The organism is Longimicrobium sp. (genome assembly GCA_036389135.1).
Taxonomy (GTDB): Bacteria; Gemmatimonadota; Gemmatimonadetes; order Longimicrobiales; family Longimicrobiaceae; genus Longimicrobium.
Map to the genome: position 1 here is coordinate 46,287 of DASVQP010000062.1, position 8,051 is coordinate 54,337.

The following is an 8,051-nucleotide window of genomic DNA, read 5'->3' on the forward strand; positions in this document are numbered from 1 at the left end:
CGTCAGCCATTCGCCGGCTGGCGCGTTCTCGCTGTGGTTGCCGTACCTCGTCCCGCGCTCTGGAGGCCGATGATGATCGCTCCTCTCTCGAAGCTGGTGGCCGTACTCGCCCTCACCGTTGTTGCCGCCTGCTCGCGCGCGTCGCCGCTGGGCGCGCCCGCGGGAGCGCCGTACGCGCGGGGGCCAGTCGAGGCGTTCACCCATAGCGCGACGGCATCCAACCTCCTGGTGCGGGGCGGGCCGGGATCGCGGGAGTCGTGCGGCATCTCCGCCACCGTGGACGCGCGGACGCGCTACTACCAGAAGCAGGCGTCTGGCGAGCTCCGCACGATCCCCCGCTCCGCCGTCGCGGTCGGTGACACGGTGGAAGTGTACGTCGAGGGTCCGGTCGCGGAATCGTGCCCGCCGCAGGCGTACGGCTCCGTGGTGGTGCGAGTATCCCGGCCGTGACCCGGATTGCCTTCTCGCGCGCTGAGATCGCCCCATGTGGGCTCTGACCGTCGTCATGTTCGTCGTCTTCATCGGCCCGCCGTTGATCTTTGGGAACCTGTACTGGTCCGAGATGGCGGCGGCGGTGCGGCGCAGCGGCCGCGGCTACAGCCGGGTGGGTGGAGGGCTGCAGATCATCGCGCACTTCAGAGCGATGATGGAGGAAGAGCAGGATCGCGACAAGAAGCGTGAGTACGCGTTGCTGTTGAGGCGGTTCCTGATTTCATCGGCTCCCGCGCTGGGTTGGTTCGCCTACCTCGCGTACGTCGCGACCACCCTTTGAGGCCACGGACCGGACGCGACGCCGGCTGGTCGCGCCGATGCCGGTGCGGGTCCGGAGGTAATTCCCACCCGTGCGTAGGGTGCGTTGTGGCCGAATGCGAACGGTGTTACGATTCGTATTTCGCCCGCGCGCGTCACTCACTGGAGCACCGAAAATGAAGACTCCCTTTCTCGTCCTCGCCCTCCTGATCGCCCCGCTCGGCGCCGCGGCGCAGGAGAGCACCGCCCCCGAAGTGCGTCCGTGCACGGTGACGGTGCCCGGCGCGGACCTCACGGGGTGGAGGGAGGTGCGGGCGACCGGCTTCACCTTTTGCGTGCCTGCGGGCTGGCGCCCCGTCGGACGCGTGCGGAACGGTGTGGACGCGAGCACCTGGCGCGGGGGCGGCGGTGAGGTGAAGTGGGGAACCGGTGAGTACCGTTCCGGCAAAGTCGTCACGAGGGTGGTGTCGGTCCGGGCGGGCAATCCCCTTCCGGAGCCCACCGGGGTGAAGCGCTTCTCCGAGGTGATCGGCGGGAAGCTGGCGGATCTGTACGACAACGAGTTCGAGGGGGACTTCTACACGGGGGCGAAGTGGACCAATCCGGCGGTGTACGTCGCCGGCGAGTCGCGGGATGCCGTGACTGCCCGGCTTCAGCTCCAGGTCTTCCGCACCGTGCGCTTTTCGGTGCCCTGAAGGCGTTCCGCGACCATCCGGTCAGGATGCTGACGTCGTACCTCGCGGTGCTGGAGGGTTAGCGTTCGCGCGGAACTCGCGAAAACCGCAATTTCACGCAGAGACGCAGAGGCGCGGAGAGAAGATGCTTCTCTCTGTGCCTCCACGTCTCTGCGTGAGACCCGCCGTTCAGGAAGCCAGGCCGAAGCAGTAGAAGAGCGCGTCGCCGCCGGTGGAGCGAAGGTTCTCCTGGCTGCAGCCGCGCGACGGGTGAGCGGAGTTCCACGAGGTCGGGGCGGCGCCGCCGCCCGTGCGGTCGTGGTGGCCGACCTGGGCGCTGCCTTCGCCGCCGCTGGTCCAGTTGGCGCAGGTGCGGTCCTCGCCGGCCTGGAAGGCGGTGCCGTCCGCCTGCGAGCCGGTCAGGATGTCGTGGCGGTTGGGGGTGTCGCCGCGCCCGGCGACGACTTCGCCGCGCTCGTTGAGCGACGTCTGCTTGTTGAGGCCGTTGGAGTCCGCGTGCAGCTCGGCGACGCTGGCCGCCACCCGCACGCCGCGCGCGTTGTGCCACGGGCCGGTGCCGATGCGGTCGCGCGCGTTCACGGCCGGCTGCCCGCCCGCGGCCTGCGTGCTCAGATACGCGCGCCACGTACGCCCCAGGGTCCCCGCCGCCTCCGCCAGCCTGCGGCAGTGCTCGTCCGCCCCCGCGAGGCCGCCCAGCGCGGCGCCGTTTCCGGGCCCGGCGCTGGTGATGAAGAAGCTCATTCCCGTCCCCCCGGCGCTCCCGGGTCCGGTGGTGGCGCACGCGCTGAGTACGGCGGTCAACAGGATGGCGATCTGCGGCTTCATCTCGGGGCTCCGGCGCTCGGTGGGACGGCGGCGATGCGCGGGCGCGCTCGCGACCGGGGTGCGACCGCACGAGCGGTGCCGGGGGAACGGGGCAGCCCCTCCACCAGGCGGGTGGAGGGGCTTCACATCGGCGCATCAGGCGTAGTCCCAGTGCACCACGGCGAACGAGTCCACGGTGATGCGGGGGTCGCCGAAGAGGAGGGCGGTGTGCAGCCAGTCCACCTGCGCCGCGCCGACTTCGGACTTCGCGTTGGGCGCGCCGCGCTTCGTCTGCAGGAAGGCGAAGTGGCCGTCGCGCCACGCGTACACGTCCCAGCACCCGGCGTAGCGCTTCGCCGCCCGCCGCGCTACGCCCGCGAGGACCTGCCGCGGTTCCTCCTCCTCCAGCACGCGGTTGCGCTGCCCGGCGCGGGGGACGTCTTCCCAATGCGTGAGGTACTTCCAGACTTCGCCGCCCGCGCCGGTGGTGTTCACCCAGCGCCCGCGCCAGCCGTCGCGCTCCAGCAGGCGCAGCAGGGCGAGCTCGGGCATGAGGTGCTCACCGTCCAGCTCGATCATGGCGGCGGCCTTCTTACCGAGGTCGTCCACAAAGGGCGCGCCCTGCCAGCGCGGAAGCCGCAGGAACACCCCGGCCACGTCCGCCACCACCCGGCCGGGCATGTGGACGTGGGTCTTGAGCGGAACGCGGTAGCCGGTCCGCTCCGCCCTGGGCACAAGGGCCTGCCGCCAGGGCGGAGACGTGGGTTCGGAGGCGCTCACGGGAGCGGTGGGTGGCTCGCGCGAGCCCGGCGGCGCTACGCGATCGGGGGCGACTCCATGGCCGGCGACGAGCCTTCCCCGGCGGGCGCGCCGGCTTCGCGGGCGGCCATACCATCGCGCTCGCCCTTTTCGCGCGACTGGCGGGTGTACTGGTCTTCGGTGAAGACGGCGAGGACCTTGTCCAGGAAGGGGCGCGGTTTTCCGTGCAGTGCACGCTCGAACGCTTCGGTGTACGCCTGCTTGTTTGCGCTCATCGACCACCTCTAAAATCGGGGGATACGGCTGCACCTTTCCCAGTATAGCACGCGCGCCGTGGAAACACCCGAATTTTTTTCGCGATGCGGTACGCGGCTCCCCGCGTTCGGCTGCACACCGCGGGCCGAAAATCGTTGTACTCTGCTGCCCCTCGCCTTTACGTTGCGGTTCGGAGCTCTTCTCTCGCCCTTCTACCCGCATCGGCCCATGGACGAGCAGCTTCTGGAGACCTGGGCGATCCACAACCGCATCAACCTGTACCTCCTGGACGCCGTTGCCCCGGAGGCGCTGGGCGACGTGCCCGCTTCGAAGGGCAGGACGGTGGCCGAGCAGTTCGCGCATGTGCACAACGTGCGGCTGATGTGGCTGAAGCAATCCGCTCCCGAGCTGCTCGCCGGCCTCGAAAAGGTGGAGAAGACGGACGCGGCCGATCATCCCCGTCTGCGGACGGCGCTGGAGAGCTCGGCCACCGCCATCGCCGAGCTGCTGCGGCAGAGCGTGGCCGCCGGCGGCAGGGTGAAGGGCTTCAAGCCGCACGTGACGGCGTTCCTCGGCTACCTGGTCTCCCACGAGTCGCACCACCGCGGGCAGATCGCGCTCACGCTGAAGCAGGGCGGCCATCCGCTGGACAAGAAGACCGCCTACGCCATCTGGGAGTGGGGCGTGCGCTGACCGGTGCGGCGGGCACGCGCGCCGTGTACTTTGCGGTCGGCCGACCCCGGAGGGGGGCGGGCATCCACATCCTCCAACGACACAACATGAATTTCTTCTGCAAGCTGCTGCCGCCGAGGACGACATTCGCGATGGACATGACCGAAGCCGAGATGCGGCTGATGCAGGAGCACGCCGCGTACTGGAACGACGCGGTGGCGCGCGGCAGCGTCATCACCTTCGGCTTCGTGGCGGACCCCAGCGGCCCGTTCGGAATGGGCGTCGTGGAGTTCGCGAGCGAGGCCGAGGTCCGCGCCTTCACCGACGGCGACCCCACCATCCGCTCCGGCCAGGGCTTCGCCTTCGAAATCCATCCCATGCCGATGGGCGCGGCGCGCGGCTGAAACACCCGCCCTGAACCCCTGGCCGAGGCTTGCGCATGCATCGAAATCGAGGCAGGCGGTTGAGCGCGCTGGTTCTCGCGGCAATGATCGCGACCGGCGCCTGTGCCGCGAGCGGGGCTCCCGCCGGCGCCCCCTCGCAGGCGGGCGTGGTGGAGGAGGCGCGCGCCTTCATGGACGGCTACGCGCGCGACCTGCTCGCCGGCAACCGCGCCGCGATCTCGGGGCGCTACGACCGGAACGGCGCGTACTTCATGGGGAACGGCAACAAGGACTTCGAGCCGTACGACTCGATCGTGGCGCGGTACGGCGGCCCACGTTGGTCGCCGCCCGCCTCGTTCGAGTGGCGCGACCTGTCGTTCGAGCCCGTGGGGCCCGATGCGGTGGTCGTGGCGGGCCGCTTCCTCTGGGGCCGGCGCGGAGGGGCGGCCCCGCTGGCGCTCTCGTACACCGGCCTCCTGCGCCGGCAGGACGGCGTGCTCCGCATCCGCCTGGAAGACGAGTCGGTCGATCCGCGCACCCTGCCGCCCCCGCAGCCCCGCGACACCTCGCGCGCGCCGTAGACGGGGACAGACGAGGCTGAACGGCGCGGCGACTGATGTTTTCTTGTATCGCTCCGGAAGCGTGTTTATCGTACGGGGTTGCCCCTGCAGTGCCCTTCGCCGCGTTCAGCGGCACGACACGTCCCGGAGAGATGCGATGAGCCACGACATACGCAGGAGCAGGCGCCTCATTCTGCTGGCCGCCATGATGACCCTGGCGTCCGGAACCGCCGCGGCCCAGAGCGGCGCGAACAACCGCACGGTCAACGGGCCAGTCTCGGGCTCGCCGTGCGACGTGCTGGCGAGCGGCGGCACGGTGTTCGACACGCGCGAGTGCGACCTGCTGCGCTCCTCCGGCGTCGTTCGCCACGGCGACCAGTGGACCGCGCTGGCCGGACGCACGCTGAGCCTGCGCCTGGTCTCCAAGGACGCGAAGGCGGTGCTGGGCAACGTCCCCGTCGGCGTCTACCGCCCGGGAAGCGGCCGGACGCCGGTGGTGCAGGCACGCACCGGGGCCGACGGGACGTTTCGCCTGGGGCTCCCCGTGGGGCTGACCGGCCAGTTCCACCTCCTTTCGATGACGGGCGGCGACGCCGCGGGCCCCGCCGAGATCCTGGTGTGCGACGGCAACGGCAACTGCTTCGAGTTCTGCGAGCTGCCCGCGATGCCGGCCCCGGTCCTGGAGCCTATGTGCGTGGAGGACGCGATCCTCGCCCCGATCCTGAACGTGGCATCCAGCAACGGCCAGATGCGGCGCTGAGCGCACCCCGCCGGAACACCTCCGCGGCCCGCACCCTCGCGACGGGGGTGCGGGCCGCGGTTCGTTGTGGGCGGCATCCGAGTTGCCGGATCACGGCGCGCTCGCGACGACTTTCGCGCTCATCCTCGGGACCAATGGCATCCTCCACCACGCGCGTCTTTCTGGTTCGCCACGGCGCCACGGTGCTGACCGCCGAGAACCGCTTCGCCGGCTCCATTGAGGTCCCTCTTTCCGACGATGGGCGCGAGCAGGCGCGGCGGCTGGCGCTGCGGCTGAGCGGCGAGCCGATCGCGGCCGTCTACACATCGCCGCTGGGCCGCGCGCTGGAGACGGCCCGCATCGCCGCCGCTCCGCACGAGCTGCCGGTGACCACCGATGCACGGCTGCGCGAGATCTCGCACGGCCGCTGGGAGGAGATGACGCGCGACGAGGTGGAGACGCGCTTCCCGGACGAGGTCCGGTGCTGGGAGGCGGACCCGTACACCTTTGCCCCACAGGGCGGCGAGACGGGGCTGGACGTAACGGCGCGCGCGCTTCCCGCCATGCTGGAGCTGGTGCGCGCCCACCCTGGCGAGACGATCCTCGTGGTGTCGCACAAGGCGACGATCCGCCTGCTGCTCAGCTCGCTGCTGGGCTTCGACCCGCGCCGCTACCGCGACAACCTGGACCAGAGCCCGGCCGCCCTGAACATCGTCGACTTCCGCGGCACCACGCGCGCGCGCCTGACCCTCTTCAACGACACCTCCCACTACAAGCACGCCGGCCTCGCCATCCCCGCGATGCCGTGCGACCGTCTGTCGCGGTGGTGGGCCTGAGGTGATTCTTCCTATACTGCGCGGGTGCTTGTGGATTCGAAACTACGCCTACCCGCACCTGTTCGTACTTGCCTGTACTGTCTAGTGAGAGCACGGCCATGATGGTCCGGTTCTCGCTACTGACAGAGATCGGTAAACTACAGCACTCCCTCTCCTTCTGCGCCGAGTCGACCGGCACCGGAAATGGCACAACATTACTATGGGACATCTGCGAGCCTGGCCTGGATTCTTGCCCATTATTTTTACGGGAGAAGCCATTATACGTGGTTGGCGGTCGAGTACTTCCCCTACCGGCTGCCGAACCCCAAATCATCCAACCCGCACCTAATTTACCAAGATCTTTATCAGCCGTGGCGGGACCGTGATGACTTCGATAAGCTAATAACGCAAACTCGACTAAACCTGCGGAAAGGGATCATCCTGCATGAGCGCATGGGGACGTTCGATCTCAGCACGGCCACACAGTTGAAAGACATATGTGATACAATCGATATTGTTTTTTTCTATCCGCTAGTATATCGGGTTGATATCGACATGATTCCTCCGGCGAGAAGGCACGTTGCAGGATCAGGTCTGGTTGGCTCACACGAATATCTCGTCGCTGACCTTGCTGAGAGTGAGTTCGATATTCTTCTGGCCGACTACAGAGGAGATCCGGATTTGCGTACACTCGTAGTAGACGAAGTAGCCGGTATTTCGACGACATCTCAACACGATGCGTTAGTGCTGCTCAACGGGAGGTGCTAAACCGTATGGGAGCTCATTTCCGTTTTTTGCCGATGCCCGAGGCTCGTCTCGAGCGAGAGGCGCTTCGCTCCGTCCGTCAATATGTCGATTTCTTGGCGGGACTCGACGATGCGCTGGCATGGCTCGGAGATGAATCAAGACCTGGTTATCTGCCCTACCCAGCCGATTCATGGGCGATGGGAAGAACTATCTCTTCGATTGAGGAGCAACTATACCGTGAAGTGGCAAACGAAAACTGGGACGCAGCCACGCTGTTTCGGTGGACACTTTTTGATGCGTCGCGTCAAGAACACTCGAGTGGACCCTTTCTAGATTTGATATTGGAAGCACGAGCGAATGTCGATAAATTTCGGAATGATCTCTTGAAGCAATATACGATCATTCGGTTATTCCACTTTCACACGCCTCGGTAGTGCGGCATGTTTCTCACCGCCAAACCGATCACACGACGATTCTGCATTGAAGCTCTTCAGGTCCACCGTTCCTCTGCTGGTGCTCGCCGCTGCGCCTCTGCAGCGCCGTCGGTCGGGCGGGAGCAGCATCCGCACCTGCGCAGACCGGCACCGGGAGACGAACGACGGCGCGGCGACCGGCGCTCGCGAGTGGCTGGGGGTGCACGGTGCGCACGCTATCAAGGGAGAGCCGCATTCAACGTCGACGGGTCCAGGGTTAATCGTGTGGCTCAGCGCAACCTTCAACTAGGTTTGTCACTAACTAGTTTCCATCCGGAAACAGCGGAAAAGCGGGTATCGGGTAGCCGTGGAAAACGTCGTACGGAGCGGTTGCTACGCAATTCGAACCCGATCCGCGGGTATGATTCCGCTCCGTTTGGGTCAGAGACGCAGGTACAT

12 protein-coding genes are annotated in these 8,051 nt (G+C 67.4%); 9 read left to right on the top strand and 3 right to left on the bottom strand.

The features are described 5' to 3' along the window. The first annotated feature begins 69 nt into the window (after positions 1-69). The 3 genes from VF584_15065 (at position 70) to VF584_15075 (ending at position 1,445) form a co-directional block, all read left to right on the top strand. A complete protein-coding gene (locus VF584_15065; protein ID HEX8211490.1) occupies positions 70-450 on the top strand; it encodes a hypothetical protein in 381 nt (126 codons plus the stop codon). 34 nt (positions 451-484) lie between these two features. Beyond that, positions 485-772: a hypothetical protein gene (locus VF584_15070; protein HEX8211491.1), complete on the top strand. Its 288-nt coding sequence runs from the start codon at positions 485-487 to the stop codon at positions 770-772. A gap of 154 nt (positions 773-926) precedes the next feature. Continuing rightward, the gene (locus tag VF584_15075) at positions 927-1,445 is read left to right on the top strand and encodes a hypothetical protein (protein ID HEX8211492.1); all 519 of its coding nucleotides are present in this window, start codon (positions 927-929) and stop codon (positions 1,443-1,445) included. 168 nt (positions 1,446-1,613) lie between these two features. Here the strand turns inward: VF584_15075 and VF584_15080 are convergent, their stop codons facing one another. The 3 genes from VF584_15080 to VF584_15090 all read right to left on the bottom strand — a co-directional run bounded on the left by VF584_15080 (position 1,614) and on the right by VF584_15090 (position 3,283). Further along, on the bottom strand, positions 1,614-2,270 hold the full coding sequence (locus tag VF584_15080) for a hypothetical protein (GenBank protein HEX8211493.1): 657 nt from the start codon (positions 2,268-2,270) through the stop codon (positions 1,614-1,616). Positions 2,271-2,405: 135 nt separating this feature from the next. Further along, positions 2,406-2,984 (bottom strand): hypothetical protein, encoded by a 579-nt coding sequence (locus VF584_15085; GenBank protein HEX8211494.1) that lies wholly within the window; start codon positions 2,982-2,984, stop codon positions 2,406-2,408. 80 nt (positions 2,985-3,064) lie between these two features. Further along, positions 3,065-3,283 (bottom strand): hypothetical protein, encoded by a 219-nt coding sequence (locus VF584_15090; protein ID HEX8211495.1) that lies wholly within the window; start codon positions 3,281-3,283, stop codon positions 3,065-3,067. Positions 3,284-3,491: 208 nt separating this feature from the next. Here VF584_15090 and VF584_15095 point away from each other — a divergent pair, with 208 nt between their 5' ends. The 6 genes from VF584_15095 (at position 3,492) to VF584_15120 (ending at position 7,200) form a co-directional block, all read left to right on the top strand. After that, on the top strand, positions 3,492-3,956 hold the full coding sequence (locus VF584_15095; GenBank protein HEX8211496.1) for a DinB family protein: 465 nt from the start codon (positions 3,492-3,494) through the stop codon (positions 3,954-3,956). Between the two features lie 86 nt (positions 3,957-4,042). Next, on the top strand, positions 4,043-4,339 hold the full coding sequence (locus tag VF584_15100; GenBank protein ID HEX8211497.1) for a YciI family protein: 297 nt from the start codon (positions 4,043-4,045) through the stop codon (positions 4,337-4,339). Between the two features lie 59 nt (positions 4,340-4,398). Continuing rightward, entirely contained in the window at positions 4,399-4,899 is a 501-nt protein-coding gene (locus VF584_15105) for a hypothetical protein (GenBank protein ID HEX8211498.1), read from the top strand. A gap of 136 nt (positions 4,900-5,035) precedes the next feature. Next, positions 5,036-5,638, top strand: a complete 603-nt coding sequence (locus VF584_15110) for a hypothetical protein (protein ID HEX8211499.1) — start codon at positions 5,036-5,038, stop codon at positions 5,636-5,638. Between the two features lie 134 nt (positions 5,639-5,772). Then, positions 5,773-6,453 carry a histidine phosphatase family protein gene (locus VF584_15115; GenBank protein HEX8211500.1) on the top strand — a complete coding sequence of 227 codons (681 nt, stop codon included), beginning with the start codon at positions 5,773-5,775 and terminating at the stop codon, positions 6,451-6,453. Between the two features lie 183 nt (positions 6,454-6,636). Then, entirely contained in the window at positions 6,637-7,200 is a 564-nt protein-coding gene (locus tag VF584_15120) for a hypothetical protein (GenBank protein HEX8211501.1), read from the top strand. The last annotated feature ends 851 nt before the right edge of the window (positions 7,201-8,051 follow it).

What these genes read in the sequence shown, in the direction of transcription:
- VF584_15065 (HEX8211490.1), top strand. Translation starts at nt 70, where the DNA reads ATGATGATCGCTCCTCTCTCGAAGCTGGTGGCCGTACTCGCCCTCACC.
- VF584_15070 (HEX8211491.1), top strand. Translation starts at nt 485, where the DNA reads ATGTGGGCTCTGACCGTCGTCATGTTCGTCGTCTTCATCGGCCCGCCG.
- VF584_15075 (HEX8211492.1), top strand. Translation starts at nt 927, where the DNA reads ATGAAGACTCCCTTTCTCGTCCTCGCCCTCCTGATCGCCCCGCTCGGC.
- VF584_15080 (HEX8211493.1), bottom strand. Translation starts at nt 2,270, where the DNA reads ATGAAGCCGCAGATCGCCATCCTGTTGACCGCCGTACTCAGCGCGTGC.
- VF584_15090 (HEX8211495.1), bottom strand. Translation starts at nt 3,283, where the DNA reads ATGAGCGCAAACAAGCAGGCGTACACCGAAGCGTTCGAGCGTGCACTG.
- VF584_15095 (HEX8211496.1), top strand. Translation starts at nt 3,492, where the DNA reads ATGGACGAGCAGCTTCTGGAGACCTGGGCGATCCACAACCGCATCAAC.
- VF584_15100 (HEX8211497.1), top strand. Translation starts at nt 4,043, where the DNA reads ATGAATTTCTTCTGCAAGCTGCTGCCGCCGAGGACGACATTCGCGATG.
- VF584_15110 (HEX8211499.1), top strand. Translation starts at nt 5,036, where the DNA reads ATGAGCCACGACATACGCAGGAGCAGGCGCCTCATTCTGCTGGCCGCC.
- VF584_15115 (HEX8211500.1), top strand. Translation starts at nt 5,773, where the DNA reads ATGGCATCCTCCACCACGCGCGTCTTTCTGGTTCGCCACGGCGCCACG.
- VF584_15120 (HEX8211501.1), top strand. Translation starts at nt 6,637, where the DNA reads ATGGCACAACATTACTATGGGACATCTGCGAGCCTGGCCTGGATTCTT.